This is a genomic window from Rhizobium sp. BK312, from assembly GCF_014193605.1.
Lineage (GTDB): Bacteria > Pseudomonadota > Alphaproteobacteria > Rhizobiales > Rhizobiaceae > Rhizobium.
Window position 1 is genome coordinate 43,485 of sequence record NZ_JACHZP010000012.1, and the last position, 16,479, is coordinate 59,963.

16 protein-coding genes are annotated in these 16,479 nt (G+C 60.4%); 7 read left to right on the forward strand and 9 right to left on the reverse strand.

The genetic code is table 11. The annotated features are described in order from the left end of the window. Positions 1 to 211: 211 nt before the first annotated feature. Complete coding sequence (locus FHT85_RS27080; protein WP_112412745.1) at positions 212 to 1,918, reverse strand: adenylate/guanylate cyclase domain-containing protein; 1,707 nt, start codon at positions 1,916 to 1,918, stop codon at positions 212 to 214. A gap of 149 nt (positions 1,919 to 2,067) precedes the next feature. On the opposite strand from FHT85_RS27080, the gene FHT85_RS27085 reads away from it, so the two are divergent. Continuing rightward, on the forward strand, positions 2,068 to 2,355 hold the full coding sequence (locus FHT85_RS27085) for a hypothetical protein (RefSeq protein ID WP_162709794.1): 288 nt from the start codon (positions 2,068 to 2,070) through the stop codon (positions 2,353 to 2,355). 73 nt (positions 2,356 to 2,428) lie between these two features. Here the strand turns inward: FHT85_RS27085 and FHT85_RS27090 are convergent, their stop codons facing one another. From FHT85_RS27090 to FHT85_RS27125, 8 genes are all read right to left on the reverse strand, one after another. After that, positions 2,429 to 2,623 carry a hypothetical protein gene (locus FHT85_RS27090; protein ID WP_112412744.1) on the reverse strand — a complete coding sequence of 65 codons (195 nt, stop codon included), beginning with the start codon at positions 2,621 to 2,623 and terminating at the stop codon, positions 2,429 to 2,431. Positions 2,624 to 2,883: 260 nt separating this feature from the next. After that, entirely contained in the window at positions 2,884 to 4,173 is a 1,290-nt protein-coding gene (locus tag FHT85_RS27095) for an LLM class flavin-dependent oxidoreductase (protein ID WP_112412743.1), read from the reverse strand. 18 nt (positions 4,174 to 4,191) lie between these two features. Continuing rightward, on the reverse strand, positions 4,192 to 5,544 hold the full coding sequence (locus FHT85_RS27100) for an MmgE/PrpD family protein (RefSeq protein ID WP_112412742.1): 1,353 nt from the start codon (positions 5,542 to 5,544) through the stop codon (positions 4,192 to 4,194). A 1-nt stretch (position 5,545) separates the two neighbouring features. Further along, positions 5,546 to 6,337, reverse strand: a complete 792-nt coding sequence (locus tag FHT85_RS27105) for an amino acid ABC transporter ATP-binding protein (RefSeq protein WP_112412741.1) — start codon at positions 6,335 to 6,337, stop codon at positions 5,546 to 5,548. 10 nt (positions 6,338 to 6,347) lie between these two features. Then, entirely contained in the window at positions 6,348 to 7,127 is a 780-nt protein-coding gene (locus FHT85_RS27110) for an amino acid ABC transporter permease (RefSeq protein ID WP_112412740.1), read from the reverse strand. Continuing rightward, the gene (locus tag FHT85_RS27115) at positions 7,124 to 7,870 is read right to left on the reverse strand and encodes an amino acid ABC transporter permease (protein ID WP_112412739.1); all 747 of its coding nucleotides are present in this window, start codon (positions 7,868 to 7,870) and stop codon (positions 7,124 to 7,126) included. The genes FHT85_RS27110 and FHT85_RS27115 overlap by 4 nt, the downstream gene beginning before the upstream one ends. A 22-nt stretch (positions 7,871 to 7,892) precedes the next feature. Beyond that, positions 7,893 to 8,729, reverse strand: coding sequence for a transporter substrate-binding domain-containing protein (locus tag FHT85_RS27120; protein WP_112412738.1), 837 nt, complete (start codon positions 8,727 to 8,729; stop codon positions 7,893 to 7,895). 606 nt (positions 8,730 to 9,335) lie between these two features. After that, complete coding sequence (locus FHT85_RS27125; RefSeq protein WP_112338778.1) at positions 9,336 to 9,974, reverse strand: GntR family transcriptional regulator; 639 nt, start codon at positions 9,972 to 9,974, stop codon at positions 9,336 to 9,338. Positions 9,975 to 10,152: 178 nt separating this feature from the next. Between FHT85_RS27125 and FHT85_RS27130 the strand changes: the two genes are divergently transcribed. The 6 genes from FHT85_RS27130 (at position 10,153) to FHT85_RS27155 (ending at position 16,464) form a co-directional block, all read left to right on the forward strand. Continuing rightward, the gene (locus FHT85_RS27130; protein WP_112338779.1) at positions 10,153 to 11,577 is read left to right on the forward strand and encodes a M20 family metallopeptidase; all 1,425 of its coding nucleotides are present in this window, start codon (positions 10,153 to 10,155) and stop codon (positions 11,575 to 11,577) included. Then, positions 11,570 to 13,246, forward strand: coding sequence for a M28 family peptidase (locus FHT85_RS27135; protein WP_112412737.1), 1,677 nt, complete (start codon positions 11,570 to 11,572; stop codon positions 13,244 to 13,246). Before FHT85_RS27130 ends, FHT85_RS27135 begins: the two co-directional genes overlap by 8 nt. A gap of 58 nt (positions 13,247 to 13,304) precedes the next feature. Continuing rightward, positions 13,305 to 14,159, forward strand: a complete 855-nt coding sequence (locus FHT85_RS27140) for a transporter substrate-binding domain-containing protein (protein WP_112412736.1) — start codon at positions 13,305 to 13,307, stop codon at positions 14,157 to 14,159. 81 nt (positions 14,160 to 14,240) lie between these two features. Beyond that, positions 14,241 to 14,960 (forward strand): ABC transporter permease, encoded by a 720-nt coding sequence (locus tag FHT85_RS27145; protein ID WP_112398083.1) that lies wholly within the window; start codon positions 14,241 to 14,243, stop codon positions 14,958 to 14,960. After that, on the forward strand, positions 14,960 to 15,700 hold the full coding sequence (locus FHT85_RS27150; RefSeq protein WP_112338783.1) for an ABC transporter permease: 741 nt from the start codon (positions 14,960 to 14,962) through the stop codon (positions 15,698 to 15,700). Before FHT85_RS27145 ends, FHT85_RS27150 begins: the two co-directional genes overlap by 1 nt. Continuing rightward, entirely contained in the window at positions 15,697 to 16,464 is a 768-nt protein-coding gene (locus tag FHT85_RS27155) for an ABC transporter ATP-binding protein (protein ID WP_112412735.1), read from the forward strand. The genes FHT85_RS27150 and FHT85_RS27155 overlap by 4 nt, the downstream gene beginning before the upstream one ends. The last annotated feature ends 15 nt before the right edge of the window (positions 16,465 to 16,479 follow it).

Here is a 16,479-nt window from a genome sequence, read left to right on the forward strand (position 1 = left end):
GCGGATAGCGGACGTAAGCGTCGCCTTCATGCCTGCGGGCTCATCGCCACCATGATGCAAGGTGGTCCAGCGGATGCGAGGCTCGGGCTGGTCGACGGGTTTTGGGGGAGCGTTTGAAGAAGCTCGGTACTGCCATCCAGACTGCCCTTCTCGCGCAGCGCATATCCGCTGATCAAGTCCTCGAACGCATCGCGATTGTCCTCACCCGCTGTCACCTCTCCGGCAAGCCGGCCTTTCGAAAGCCGTCGACAAAGTGGTCTCGTACAGATGCATCGCGAAGCGGCTGGGAGCTGAGCCAATGGCCGATCGTGAAATGAGGATGGGCGATCAGGAACAAATCTGCTTCTCGCCGCGCCTCTTCACGGTGGCCCAACTGCGCAAGCGTAGCAGCCAGGAATTTGCGTGAGTTGGTACGATACGTATCTCCCCTGCGCAGCGTTGCGGTTGCCGCCTCATAGTCACGCGCCGCGTATTGCGCCTGCCCAAGATGACAGAGATACCAGCAAGCTGGATAGGGATTGAGCCGCAGAGCTTTTTCGATCTGGGCTAGTCCGTCGGCGATCCTGCCGTCCAGCACGGATATGTCCGACATGGCGGCCCAGGTGTCGGCGTGGTTGGGGTCTAGCTCCAGGGCCTTGGCGAAGGCGCCCTCCGATTCCTCCCATCGCCGCTCATAAGCCAAAATGGTCCCCAAAACGTAACGGCAGCCGGCATCGTTAGGATCTAGGTCGACGGCCTTCTGCGCGAACGTCGCCGCCATCCGACGGTTAGGATCTTCAGGCTCGCCGAAATGAGTCCAGGCAAGCCAGCGGTTATAGGCGAGCAGACCGAGCGCCTCGGCATATGACGGCTCGAGCTTAACCGCGCGTTGGAGCAGCATATACGCCTCACGCTCAGTTTGCGGCGACTCTTCCGTCAGGAGGCGGGCGCGCGCGCACAGCTCGTATGCCTCAAGGTTTTTCGGCCGATTGCGCTGCTTCGGGATGGTCAGCCGGCCGACGAGGGCTTCAACAATCTTGGCGTTAACTTCATCCTGTAATTGGAAAACATCTTCCACGGTCCTGTCAAACCGGTCGGCCCACAAGTGCCGGCCGGCGCGCGCGTCGATCAATTGGGCATTGATGCGGACACGGCCCATTGCGCGTCTGGCACTCCCCTCCAGGACGTAGCGGACGCCGAGTTCCTGGGCCACCAGCCGTACGTCGACCGGCTTGCCCTTGTAGCCGTTAACGGAATTGCGCGCGATGACGAACAGGCCTGCCGTACGGGAAAGGTCGGTGATCAGGTCTTCGGTCAAGCCGTCGACGAAAGGCGCGTCCGCTTCATCCCCATTCATATTCGTGAACGGCAATACAGCGATCGAGGGACATTCGGGCAGCGGCAATATGCTCTGCAGTGCGTCTGGCCAATGCCACACGTGAACCGGGCGAGTAAGGTTCTTCAGGTAACGCTCACCTGCATCAAAGAATTGGTCGTCGATTTTGCCGACGATCTCGCCGTAAACTTTGGCTGAAATGCAGATACCTCCCGGTGCGGCTTGGGTCTCGAGGCGTGCAGCGACATTGACGCCGTCGCCGAGGACGTCTGCACCGTCGTCGATGACATCTCCCAGATTGATGCCGACACGCAAAAGCAGGCGCCGGTCCTCGGAAGACTGAACAGCAGTAGTGGCCCGTTGCATTTCCAACGCTGCTGCGACCGCGTCCACCGCGCTGCCGAATTCGATTAAGAATCCGTCGCCCATGGCCTTGAAGATGCGACCCTTGTGGCGCACTACAGCCGGCTCGATAACGCCAGAACGGAGTTCCCTGAGGTTCGCCAGCGTTGCGGCTTCATCAGCCTCCATCAGGCGTGAATATCCCACCACATCGGCAACGACGATGGCGGCAAGGCGACGCTGAAGAGATTGATCCGTCATGTGAGGACAAGCCTAACGACTGAGTTCACAAGTTATTGATCAACTGCGGGTGAGTCAACAAATCGTAAGAAGTAATGTCCAGGCGATCTCCACCTCCATCGACCCGTCACTCTCTTTGTGACGACGGCATCGAGGTAGACGACACCGAAATGAGTATTCACGAAAAGCGGATGGTTCTTGAACGTCTGGTGATACGCGGCGAGGGGGCGGCGGAAGTACCCAGTTCTGTTTGCGAAATGGTGTTCCGGGGGAGGCCAGAACTGCAACTGCGCCCTGCTAACTCTCCAGACACAGCCGGTCTCCTTTCGGCCCAAATCGGTCATTCCGTACAGATAAAGCGGATGTCCGCTACTGAGGAATTTCAAACGGATAGCGTCTGCAATAACAGGGTCGTTGGTTCTGATCCTTTCAAGAGCAACGCTATTCATGGCATGTGACGGTCACTGAATCTCGGCAAGATGAAAGCCTGCTCTATGCTAATAACGCCAGTTGGGCGCTGTTCGACGTCGATCATGGAATGAGCGCAAGGGCAACCCGATTGACCGCCGCGACGAAGACTAGAGCATTTCCGCTTTTCTTCGAATCGCGAAAACGCTCTATCTCCTTGTTTTTACGCAGTTCCGGACGCAAAACCGCTTCGCACTTTTGCTGGAACTGCTCTAGCGCGATCGCCAGCATCGACGAACCGAGGTAGTTCAGAATCAAAGTCGTTCCCCGATGGAGATATATGGATGGGTGCATTCATAGTGGGCATGTTTTACTTACCGGTGCTCACCGTCGTTATATTGTTCGCTCTCGTATCCAAGGTGGCTCGGTCGAATGCGAGCTAGACTTCTGTGACGCCGAGGTAGTGGATGCACGACTGCAATTCCAATAAGGCGCTGCCAATCGGCTCGGAGCGATACCGCCCAGTCGGCCGAGCTTGTAAGGTAGCTTCTACGTATCCCGATAATTGTCGGGGCGTGCTATGGCCTCGCAAGTCCCAGATGGTTCCGCAAGGTTGTGCCGCTGTACTCTGTGCGGAATAGCCCGCGCTCCTGAAGAATGGGCACTACCAACTGCGTGAAATCCTCCAGACCCTCGGGGAAGAAAGGCGGCATGACGTTGAAGCCGTCGGCTGCGCGGCCGTCGAACCATTGCTGCATCCGATCGGCGATTTCGACCGGCGTGCCAAGAACAATATGGTGACCGCGGCCGGCGGCGACCCGCAGCGCCAGCTGGCGGATCGTCAGGTGTTCGCGGCGTGCCAGCGCCGTTAAAAGCTCGGCGCGACTGCGCAGCTGGTCGGAGATCGGCAGGTCTGGCAGCGGGCCATCCGGATCGTAGTCGGCGAGGCTGTGGCCGATGCGCTCCTCGAGCAGCGGCATAGCGCTCGTCAGGTCGGTCCACTGGTCGAGTTCTGCGAGCTTGTCGGCCGCCTCCTTGGCTGTGCGACCGATCACCGGCAGGAAACCAGGCATAACCGCGACGTCGTCGGCCAGCCGGCCGAACCTGACTACGCGCTCCTTCAGGCTCCTGTAGAAGCCCTGCGCCTCTTGCAGGCTCTGCTGCGCGGTGAAGACCACGTCGGCGGTGCGCGCTGCGAGATCCTGGCCGGGGCCGGACGAACCGGCTTGGATTAGGATCGGATGCCCCTGCGGCGAGCGTGGAATGTTGAGCGGACCCTTAACGGAAAAATACTTGCCCTTATGATCGAGCACATGCATCTTGGCGGGATCGGCATAGACGCCTGTCTGCTTGTTCTTGACGAAAGCGTCGTCTTCCCAGCTATCCCAGAGACCGCGCACCACGTCGACGAATTCTTCAGCCACGGCGTAACGTTCATCGTGCTCCGGATGCGATTTCGAAAAGTTGTTCGCAGTGCGGGCATAGGAGGTAGTGACGATGTTCCAGGCGGCGCGGCCGTGGCTCAGGTGGTCGATCGAGGCAAAGGCGCGGGCGGTGTGATAGGGCTCGCCATAGGTTGTCGACGAAGTGGCGGCCAGCCCGATCTTATCGGTGACCATCGCGAGCGCTGCAAGAAGCGTCAGCGGCTCGAAGCGGGCGATCGTTGAAGGATGCGCGTCGATGCCGCTGGTGAGGCCGTCGGCAAGAAACACCATGTCGAACTTTGCCGCCTCGGCGATCTTCGAGACACGCCGCAGCAGATCGAAATTCTCGCTGCCGGCCTCGGCATGTGGATGCCGCCAGCCCGATACGTGATGGCCGGCGCCTTGCAGGAACAGGCCGAGATGGATTTGTCGTTTGGCACTCATTGTAAGTCTTTCGTCAGTTCAGATTGAGACGGCGTCCTGATTGAGCAGCGCCAGCAGCCGGTCGAGATCGGCGGCGCCGTGCATTGCGCGAACGAGGGACGGGATATCGGCGAAGGCAGGATTGCCTGCCGTCGCGTCACGGAATTTCTCGGTGGGATCCGTCACGCCCGGAAGGCCATCGAAGCGGCGTGTGATCGTACCGCCGTCGCGAAGCTTCAGGTCGAGGATGACGAAACGCGTTGTCGGATCGCTCGACATGTGCGGCGCGCTTTCGTCATGGCGACGCCGCGCGCGGCCTGCCAGGGCCATCAGGCGCGGCTCGACCGGTCGCTCGTCGAAATGGTCCAGCCGCAACGCACCGTCGATGAGCGCGGCGGAGAACACGTATTCCGGACTAAAACGCGCTTCGATGCCGTTGGTCGGTTTTGTTACCACCAGCGCCGCATCGGCGCCGGGCGGATAGGTGAAGGTGATGGTCTCGATCCTGTCGGCTGCGAGGCCTTCGCGGTGAAGTTCGATGCCGAGCGAAGCGACGGGGTGGCTTGCCGTACAGCAGGGATAAGCCTTCAGCGTGAGGCCGGGCGCAACGATCTGCCAGGGCCTTCCCCAGTTTTCCGTCAGCATGGCCGGACGCTCCGCGCCGAACGCATAGGCGGAATGGAAGCCGACGGGATTGTCGAGAAAGTCAGGCGCACCACCGAAACCTGCCGCAGCCAGACGCGCTGCCAAAAGGCCAGAACGTGCGGCCATGCCAGCGTGGAAGGGCTTTGCATCGTAACCGAATTGCAGCCGCAAGCCAGAAGACTGGGTTGCCGCCAGTCCTAGCGAAACGGCGGTTTCCTTCACCGAGGCTTTAGTCAGATGTGCGATTGCCGCGGCGACGCCGACGGGGCCGAGGGTTGCGGTGGCATGAAAGCCATTCTCGTAGTGTTTTGAGCCGATCGAGAGGCCGAGCCGTGCCATCGCTTCCAGCCCGACGATATAGGAGGCGATCAGGTCGCCCGCGGTGAACCCACGTTCAGCAGCAAGGGCCAGGAGCGCGGGGATGATAACGGTCGTCGGGTGCCCGCGCACGCTGGCATGGACATCGTCGTAATCGAGCACATGGCCCGCATAACCGTTGACCACGCTTGCGACGAGCGGGTCGGTGTGGCGGCTCGTCCCGATGACGATTGCGTTACCCGCAAGTTCCGCGCCCACGGCCTGAGCCAGAAGGCCAGCCGTGCGATCGCCAGCGCCGGCAACGGCGCAGGCAAAAAAATCAATGATCGCCGTGCGAGCTGCTTCGATCGCGGCAGGATCGCGACCAGGGGCCGAGTGAACGATCGCCTCGGCGAAGGCTGTGGTCAATGGTGCGGACGTGCCAGTCATCTCAGATTCCTTCACCGTCGCTCAGCGAGCCGCGGCCTCCCGATAGGCCCCCGACGAACTGGCGGATGCGCGGATTCTGGCTCACGTGGAAGATCTGTTCCGGCGAACCATGATCGATAATGCGGCCGTTCTCGGTGAAGACGACCATATTGCTGATCTCCTCGGCGAAGCGCATCTCATGCGTGACGAGAATGCTGGTCATGCCATCGCGTATCAGGTCGCGTATCACCCACAGGACCTCGCCGACGGTTTCCGGATCCAGTGCCGAAGTCACTTCGTCGAACAAGACGAGTTCCGGTTTCATCGCAAGCGCGCGGGCAATGGCGACACGTTGCTGCTGGCCGCCCGAGAGTTGGCCGGGATAGGCATTTGCTTTATCCGCAAGCCGCACCTTTTCCAGCAAGTCGCGGGCCAGCTTTTCCGCTGTGCGCCGTTCGATGCCGAGAATGCGGACGGGTGCCAGAACGATGTTGTCCAACACCGTCAGGTGCGGGAAGAGGTTGTATTGCTGGAAGACGATCCCGACGCGCTTGCGCAGGGCGATGCGTTCGCTTTCCCGGGCCAATTGATCGACCCGGGTTCCGCCGACCGTGATTCTGCCGCTCTGCGGCTGAACCAGCGCGTTGATGCAGCGCAGGATCGTGGACTTGCCGGAACCGGACGGACCGATGATAGATACGGCATCGCCCCTGTTGACGGTGAGGTCGATGCCCTTCAACACCTGTACAGGTCCGAAGGACAAATGCACGTCTTCCAGTTTGACGAGGGCGTTCTCGGCGGATGGGCTTGTCATCTCTTGGTCCTCAAGCCGCCTTGAAGCGCCCTTCCAGGCGTCTGGTCAGGCGGGAAATTGGATAGCAGAGCAGGAAGAAGGCGGCCATGACCACGAGATAGGCGATGATCGTGAAATCGAGCCGCCGCACCGCCGTGCTTGCATCGGTGGCTGCATGCAGAAGTTCGTGGACACCGACGAGCGAGGCCAGCGCCGTTCCCATGGTGATCGAGGCCGCGACGTTCATCCAGGGCGGCAGCGAGCGGCGCAGGCATTGCGGTAGAATGATCCACCGCAATGCCTCGCTGCGCGCAAAGCCGAGTCCCTTGGCCGCTTCCCATTGAGTCGTGGGTATGGAGAGGATCGCGCCGCGGGTGATCTCCGCGACGTAGGCGCTGGCGGGAATGGCAAGCCCAATGACGGCCTTCACCCAGTCTGGAAAGGGTAGATAATTGCCGAAGACGACAATTTCGAACGGAAAGATGTAGGTGGTCGCGAAGATCAGCACGAGATGCGGCGCATTTCGGAACACCTGCACATAGGCGACGACGGGATAGCGGACAATGCGATGGGGCACGAGCTCCAAGATGCCGAACAGCGCCCCCACCAGGGTGCCGAGCGCCATGGCAAGCACGGCGATCACGACATTCATAGCGAAGCCGGACGCGAGATAGGGGATCCATTCCACCACCTCCTGGCCAAGTGTCGGGTCTGCCAGTGACCAGACAAGGACGATCAGCGGCAGCGCGAGGATACCGAGATTGCGCAGCACTCGGTGACTGACTGGTTGGGGAAGGGCTGCCGTCGTCATAAGCCATATCCCGGAACTGCCAGCCGTCGCTCCACCCACGAGCCGATGCGGGCGATAACAAAATTGATCACGCTGAAGAACAGGAGAATGACGATCATCAGCGAGACGACGTTGTCGCGCTGCGTCCAGACCATGATGGAGGCATAGGTGATTTCGCTGACGGCAATCGCGTTTCCTATTGTGGTCAGCTTCGCCAGGTTGATGAGGTTATTGACGATTGCCGGCAGCGACGCACGGAAAGCCAGCGGAATTTCCACATAGCGCAGGATCTGTAACCGGCTGAAGCCGATGGCTTGCGCCGCCTCAACCGTCGATGCCGGCACCGCCTCGATGCCGGCGCGGATGGCTTCCGCATGCAGAGCTGCGATATGCAAGCCGACTACCGCGATAACCCAGAAGAAGGGTGAGAGCGGATTGTTCTGCGCGCCGCCAACCATGTTGGAAACGAGGTTGTTCAGGACAAGGAAACTAAACATCAACTGCACCAGCGTCGGTGTGTTGCGGGTCAGTTCCACGAAAGCGCGTACCGGTACTGACAGCCACAGCCGTCCGGATGTGAGGCAAGCTGCGAATGTCACGCCGGCGATAAGGCTGACGGGTATCAGAGCGGCGATCAGATATAGCGTGGTGACGAAACCGTCGCGCCATATCTGAGCCTCGTAACCAGAGACCAAGAACTCGTAGTTCAAGCCAATCCTGCTCGTTAGGCTGATGAACAGGTCAGTCACGCTCATATGCTGCATATCTTTTCCAGTGTGACGGCCCCTATTTGACGGCAGACATAGCCTTGTGCTGCTCCTCAAGATACTTGGTATTCAGCAGCCGATTGGACCTTGCGAACTCCAGGAGCTTGCCGGACGCGTGCAACTTCTTGACCGCGTTATCGAGCGCCGTCTGGGTGTCTTTCTCACCCTTGCGCAACCAGATCACCGAATCCGAAGGGACAAGCTCGGTCGGGAAGGGAATTGCGTAATCCTTCCACTCTTCCGGGCGATCCTCAAGCAAGAGACCAACCGTTGCGCCGACATGAACGGCGGCGACACAGTTGCCGCCCTGAAGGGCAAGCAGCGATTCCGGCTGGCTCGGCAACGCCTTGACCACTGCGCCATAGGTCTCGATAAGAGGCTGCGTGTAATTGGAGCCTTGAGAAACGCAAACCGTTTTTCCTTTGAGGTCGGTCCAGTCCTTCAGCCCGCTGTCCTTTCGCACCACGGCGGCGCCGCCTGCCCGGTCATACGGTGTGGGCACATAGTCGAGAACCTTGGCGCGCTCTTCCGTGTACTGCATGTTGGCGATCAGAATGTCGACCTTACCCTGCTGCAGGAACTGGACGCGGTTCGGCGGCGTCACCGTGACCGTTTCGAGCTTCACACCAAGATCATCGGCAAGCGCCTTCGCGATGTCGAGGTTGTAACCCCTCTGCTCCTGGCTCTTCGGATCGATATAACCAAAAGGCGCGCCCGACAGGATGACCCCCACGGTCAGCTTGTCGCGGCCTTTGATACGATCAAGCGTGGCATCTGCGCAGGCCTGCGTCGCAGCAAGCGTCGCGATCGCAAAGGCAAGTCCGAAGAGGGTTTTGAGTGACGGCGTTGCGAACATCTGGTGGCTCCTTGTCTGCGCCGCAACGTATTTGAGCCCGGGTGCCCCGACGAGAAAGACCGTTCTATGTGTCGCGGGAATATTGGAATGTATCCGCTGACGGGCGCGGTAAGGAGCAATGATGTTTCAGGCAGCTGTTCAGGCACCCCGCGATATTGCTCACAAATTCGGCTTGACACAGCCGCCGTGCTGGCGAGCGACGAGATGAGCCAGAACGTCCTCCTTCAACGCTCGCGACGAGTTTCAGGTGTAGGTGTTCAGTCGTGCTTCAAACCCGGCGGAGCTGCGTTCATAACATCGCCGACATTAGTCCGGTTTTCATCATGTTGCCTACCCGCTTTCCGCCAGCTACTATCTGGACTTGGTTCCGGCATGGAGGCGGGAAGCTCCTTGAAATCCGTCGGAGCATCCCACTCTGCAATCGGCTGCAATGCTTTGAGAACCGTGGACGCCCTCTGGTTGCACCTTCAAGAGCTTTATGACTTGACGCGATTGTGCCCGCATCTTCAATAGAAGATCCGCGAAGGCAAAGGACACTCCTTGTCAGAATCTTTGGGGATAGGCTCGCCGGGCATGCCCCTTTTATCGAGCTGTGGTCGATATCACCTATGTCTGCAAAATATGCCTGCGGGTCAGCTCCTTGAGTATATCGACGTCGCGCTTCTCTATTGCGTCGATCATCTGCTGGTGCTCGCGGCCGGACTGCTCGATGCGGGCTCGGGTTCGCCATTGCGACACCGGTGCCGACGAGGTGCGCTGCCGGATTTCGGTGATGAGTTCGACAAGCTCTTGATTTCCCGCAAGTACCAGCAGGTACCGGTGAAAAGCCAAGTTGGCTTCGTAAAGTTCGAGCATGGTGCCATTGAGCACCAGATCGTCGAAGCGCGAAGCCAGCGTACGCAAATTGGCAATATCCGCGTCGCCGGCATTGGCGACGATACGGTCGCTGATCGCCACTTCGAGGATCACGCGAATATCGCTTACTTCCTGGGCGCGGCGCCCGTCCTGCTCGTGCACGTGATAGCCGCGATTGGGAATGTGCTCGACAAGCCGCTTCTGCACGAGGCGGTCGAGCGCCCGCCGCACCTGCGGCCTCGTACAGCTGTACCGACGCTCCAGATCGATCTGCTTTAGCCATGTTCCCGGTGGGAGCCTGCCCGCAAGGATGTCCTGGAGAATGAGCTCGGTCACGTCGGGCATATCTTCGTGTGACGGCGCTGCCGCTTCAGCTTCCAGCGAGTTCATGCAGCTCTCCCAGACCTTCCCAAGTTGGCGATGACTATCATAGGTCCGCATTTTTCAACAACGACGCTCGTGATCGCTGCCAAAAAAATATCCATGCCCATCTCTTGCGCATCCGTTCTTATTGGCACATAAATTGGTACCAATTTAGTATCCATTATATGAGGCGAATGGCAAGTCCATGCAAAATTCCGATGCGGTCTGGGACATCGTCGAAAAGAAAAGTGCCGAATTCTTCGCGCTCAGCGATCGGATCTGGGACATTCCGGAAACGAACTACCTGGAATACAGATCCGCCGAAGAACATGCCGAGATGCTTGAGCGTCAGGGGTTTCGCGTCGAGCGCGGCATCGCCGGCCTGCCGACGGCTGTCATGGGCGAGGCGGGCGAGGATGGCCCGATCATAGCGATCCTCGGCGAGTTCGATGCACTGCCGGGATTGAGCCAGGAAGCCGGTGTTGCGGAGGAGCGGCCGCTGATCGACGGCGGCAATGGCCATGGCTGCGGCCATAACATGCTGGGCGCCGGCTCTATGCTCGCCGCGGCCGCGGTCAAGGATTTCCTCGCGCAAAACGGCCTGAAGGGTAGGGTGCGCTATTACGGTTGCCCGGCCGAGGAGGGTGGATCCTCCAAGGGCTTCATGGTTCGTGCTGGCGTTTTCGATGATGTCGATATCGCGATCTCCTGGCATCCAGCAGCCTTCGCCGGCGTCAACAATCCCATTTCGCTCGCCTGCAACGAGATCAATTTCCATTTTTCCGGCCGTGCCTCGCACGCTTCGGCCACGCCTCATCTTGGCCGCAGCGCGCTGGATGCGGTCGAGCTGATGAATGTCGGCGTCAACTACATGCGCGAACACATGCCGTCGACGGCGCGCATTCACTATGCCGTCACCGATGCTGGCGGTGCTGCCCCCAATGTGGTGCAGGCGCGCGCCACCGTGCGTTATCTCGTGCGGGCGCGGACCCTGCCGGAACTCCTTTCGCTGGTCGCCCGTGTCAAGAAGGTTGCCGAGGGTGCCGCCTTGATGACGGAGACGACGGTTCGCAGCGAGATCATCAGCGGCGACGCCAATCTCGTCGGCAATACACCGCTCGAGGAATGCATGTTCGCGCAGCTGGATCGGCTCGGGCCGCCCGTGTTTGACGACGCGGATCGCGAGACCGCGCTGAAGTTTCAGCAGACCTTCAGCGCAGAGGATATTGCCGCTTCCTACGGCCGATTTGCGTTGAAGCCGAAGAAGGGCCAGGCGCTCTGCGAGGAAATCTTTCCGTTGAATGCCGGCGACGGCACGCTGGTCGGTTCGACCGATGTCGGAACGGTCAGCTGGGTCGTCCCGACCGTGCAGATGCGTGGCGCCACCTATGCGATCGGCACGCCCGGGCACTCCTGGCAGCTCGTCGCGCAGGGCAAGCTGCCTGTCGCTCACAAGGGCACCGAACATGCCGCCAAGGTGATGGCGAGCACGGCCGTCGAACTCATCCGCAATCCCGCGCTCATCGCGGCCGCCAAGGAAGATCACAAGGCGCGCCTCGAAGGTACGCCCTTCGTCAATCCGATCCCGGACGATGTCGAGCCGCCGCTGCCGGAGAAGGTCAATGGCTGAGGCCGGTCTGAAGCCCGATCGCGCGCGCTTGATGGCGCATATTGGCGAATTCGCGCGCCGGGTAAAGCTTTCGGGCACGGCCGAAGAGCTGGAAAGCTTCCGTTATCTCCAGGCTGAGATGGACGGCTTTGGCTATCGCACGGAGCTTCTGACGCACGATGCCTTCATCAGTTTGCCAGGCGTGGCCACTGTTGAGATCGATGGCGAGAACCTTCGTTGCATCACGCATTCCATGTCGGTCTCGACTTCAGCCGCGGGGGTAACCGGCCATCTCATCCATGTCGGCGAGGGAACCGAAGCCGATTTCGCAGGCAAGGATGTTGCCGGCAAGATCGTTCTGGTCGATGGTATCGCGACCGAAGAAGTGGCCGCTCTTGTGAGTGCCTTCGGCGCGCTCGGCGAACTTCACATCAGTCCGAACGAGCATCTCTACGAGATGTGCGTCTCGCCGGTCTGGGGCAGTCCGTCGCAACACACGCGCGACAGGCTGCCGACGACCGTCATCTGCTCGATCGCGAAGGATGACGGCCGCCGCTTGCGTGAAAGGCTTGCGCGCGGAGAAGCCGTAACTGCAACGCTTTGCGCGGACGTCGATACGGGTTGGCGCAAGACGCCGCTGCTTGTTGCCGAGCTTCAACCGAAAGGCGACGATGGGCCTTTCATCCTGTTTTCCGGCCATCACGATACCTGGCATTTCGGGGTCATGGACAATGGCGGCGCCAACGCGACGATGCTGGAGGCGGCGCGACTGCTCGCGCTTCGTGCCTCCGAATGGCGCCGGGGCTTGCGCATATGCTTTTGGTCCGGTCATTCCCATGGCCGCTATTCCGGCTCCGCCTGGTACGCGGACGAGTATTTCGACGAACTCGATCGTCGCTGCGCCGTCCATGTCAATGTCGATTCCACCGGCGGCGAGGGTGCGACCGTCCTCACCAATTCCGGTGTGATCGACGAACTCAGGCCTTTGGCTGCGGATGTGATCGAGCGCGTGACCGGACAGAAACACGCCGGCAGGCGTCATGGCCGTGCTGCGGATCAGTCTTTCTGGGGCATCGGCATTCCCTCGATGTTCGGCAGCCTCAGCCATCAGCCCCCGGGGCCTGTCAAGATGCTGACGGCGCTTGGATGGTGGTGGCATACGCCGCACGATACCGCGGAACATATCGATCCGGACAATCTTTGCCGGGATACCGCGATTGTTCTCGAGGTTCTCTGGCGGCTGTTGACTTTGCCCGTCCTGCCGCTGGATTACACTCAATATGCCGCCTCCCTCGGCGAACAGATTGGGCAATTGCGGGCAGCGCTTGCCGGCCGTCTCGATATCTCCGGCCTGTCCCAGGCCATCGAAGACTTGCGCGTCAACGCAAATTCGCTTCTGCAGGTGAGGGATCCCACGCCGGAAAGAGCGGCGCGGATCGATGCCTCGCTGATGTGCGCAGGGCGGCATCTCGTGCCGCTGAACTATACGAGCGGCGAACGCTTCCATCCCGATTCCGCGCTCCCGCACGTCGCCTGGCCCTCTCTGGAAGGGCTGCGCGCGCTGGCGAGATTGGATGAGGGCGCGCCGGATACCGCTTTTTACGTCGTTCATGCGCGTCAGACGAGAAATCGCGTCGCTCACGCGTTGCGGGAAGCCAATGCAGCCCTGCAAGCGGCTCTGGAGACCTGACGCCGAGAATACCGGATCTGAGAAAAGGCCGCTTAGGCAGCCGAAAAGGGGAACGAACATGAAAAATAGAAAAATCCTTGCCGCCGTATTCGGCGTGATCACCTTCCTTGCTCCGCTGACCGCCGGCGCCAAAGACTGGACCCAGGTGAAGGTCGGCATCGAAGGCGCATTCCCGCCATGGAATCTGATGGATTCGAGCGGCAAGCTTGCCGGCTTCGACGTCGATCTCATCAACGATCTCTGCAAGCGCGCCAAGGTGGATTGCGAGTTGATAGCCGGCGAATGGAACGCGATGATCCCAAGCCTGAATGCCGGCAAGTTCGATCTGGTGATGACGCTCGGCATCAACGAGAAGCGCAAGCAGGTGGTCGATTTTACTGTACCCTATGCGAGCGGCGTCGCAAGCTTCCTGCTCGTGAAAGATGGATCGGTTTCACCCTTGCCGATGACGGGTGAGCGGCTGAATCTCAACGATAAGGCGAAGGCGGATCCGGTGATGGCGGAGATTGGCAAGTCCTTGAAGGGCAAGACGGTCGGCGTCGTCCAGTCGACCAGTCAGGAGCAGTTGATCAATTCCTATTTCGGATCCGATGTGACGGTGCGCGCCTATAAGAACTCCGGAGAGCGCGATCTCGATCTGAAGGCAGGCCGTATCGATGCCGGCTTCGACAGCGGCGTCTATGAAACCTCCGTGCTCGCCAAACCCGGCAACGACGATCTGATGATGTCCGGTCCCCTGGTGAAGGGTGCGATGTTGGCAACGGAGGTCGCTCTCGGTATGCGCAAGGGCGAAACCGATCTGAAGGCGAAATTCGACGATGCCATCAAGCAGGCGGCCAAGGATGGTACCATCAAGCAGCTCTCGGAAAAATGGAGCAAGATCGATTTGACGCCGACCTTCGAGGCCAATTGAGCGCGTCCCGCATCCATCGTTGCTAGCCGAGGCTAAGACCATGACTTCCCTTGCCCACATCCATTCTTTCAGGTCAAGCGCATGAACCAGCCAACCCTATTCGAGCTCGCCGGCTTCGGTCCGGATGGCTGGGGTCACGCTCTCCTGGCCGGCGCCTGGATGACCATTCTTGTCGCGCTTGCCGGCTATGCGGTCGGTGCCTGCATCGGAACGCTCGGCGCGTGGGGCAAGATCGCGGGCAATCGGTTTGCCCGCGCCACGGCGGATGCCTATACGACGGTTCTTCGCGGCATTCCCGATCTATTGGTCATCTACCTCTTCTACTTCGGCGGCAGCGCGATCGTCACGGCCATCGGCAAGATGTTCGGAGCGGAGGGCTTCCTCGGTTTTCCAGGGTTCCTGGCTGGTTCCCTTGCCGTCGGTGTCACGTCCGGTGCACAGTTCACAGAGGTGCTGCGCGGCGGGTTCAAGGCCGTGCATCCCGGTGAGATCGAGGCTGCCGTTGCCTGCGGAATGCCGCGTTGGCTGCGCCTGCGCCGGATTATCGCGCCGCTGACCTTGCGCCATGCGCTGCCGGGGCTCGGTAATGTCTGGCAGGTCGTCCTCAAGGAGTCGGCGCTGGTCTCGATCACCGGTGTTGCCGAGTTGCTGCGACAGGCGCAAGTCGGCGCGGGCTCCACGGGACTGCCGTTCGATTTCTACCTGATCGCAGGGGTGATCTATCTGATGATCTCGACCCTATCCGGCCTGGTCATCCAGCAGGCCGAGCGCCATCTGTCGCGCGGTGTGAGGAAACGCTGATGGATTGGCAATTTCTTGAAGAGACTTTCGTGAGCCTTGTCGCGGCGATCCCGCTGACGATCGAACTTGCTGTGACGTCGATCTGCCTCGGCGCCATCCTCGCATTGCTTCTGGCGCTTGCACGTCTGTCGGGCTTCACCATTCTCGACTGGTTTGCCCGGCTCTACGTCTTTGTCTTTCGCGGCACGCCGCTGCTCGTCCAAATTTTCCTGATCTACTACGGTCTCGGCCAGTTCCCCGTCATCCGTCACAGTATTTTCTGGCCGTTTCTGCGTGATCCCTATTGGTGCGCCGTCCTGGCGTTGACCCTGAATACGGCGGCCTATGCCAGCGAAATCATCCGCGGTGGCCTACTCTCGGTGCCGCATGGGCAGGTGGAGGCTGCGCGCGCCTGTGGCATGCATCGTCTCATGATGTTCCGGCGCATCATCCTTCCGCTTGCCATCCGACAGGCGCTGCCGGGCTATGGCAACGAGATGATCTCGATGGTGAAGGCGACATCGCTCGCCTCGATCATCACGCTCATGGAAGTCACGGGCGTTGCGGCGAAGATCATTTCGGAAACCTACCGCGCCATCGAGGTCTTCGTCGTTTCAGGTGCCATCTACCTGGCGATCAACTTCGTGCTGACACGCCTCATCCAGTTTGCCGAGTACCGGCTGAGCCCACACCTGCGCCCGCCCGTGCCGGTAATGCGCGATACCGCCGCTGCGGCAGCCCCTATAGGAGATCCGCAATGACCGCCACGCCAATCGCACTCAGCGTGCGCGACATGCACAAGAGCTTTGGACCGGTCGAAGTGCTCAGGGGCATCTCGCTCGATGCGTTGGAAGGCGAGGTCGTCTCGATTCTCGGCTCGTCAGGCTCTGGAAAATCGACGTTCCTGCGATGCATCAATTTGCTGGAGACGCCCGATTCCGGCGAAGTAACCGTGGCGGGCGAAACGATCCGCATGCAGCGCACCGCCCGCGGCGCCCATCGCGCGTCTGACGGCAGGCAGGTCGATCGCATCCGGTCCCAGCTCGGCATGGTGTTCCAGAGCTTCAATCTCTGGTCCCACAAGACGGTGCTGGAGAACGTGATAGAGGCGCCCGTCTACGTCCAGGGCCGCTCGCGCGCCGAATGCATCGAGGAAGCGGAAGCGCTGCTCGCCAAGGTCGGTATCGCCGACAAGCGAAATTTCTACCCGGCTCATCTTTCGGGGGGCCAGCAACAGCGCGCGGCCATCGCGCGTGCGCTCGCCATGCATCCGAAGGTCATGCTGTTCGATGAACCGACGTCGGCGCTCGACCCCGAGCTTGTGGGCGAGGTCCTGAGGGTCATGCGCGCGCTCGCCGAGGAGGGGCGCACCATGCTCGTCGTTACGCATGAGATGGGCTTTGCGCGCGATGTCTCGAGCCGCGTCATCTTCCTGCACAAGGGCGTCGTCGAGGAAGACGGCAAGCCGCAGGATGTCTTTGCCGGTTCGCGTTCCGAACGCTTCCGCCAGTTCATCAGCCAATAATTTCAAGCTCAATTA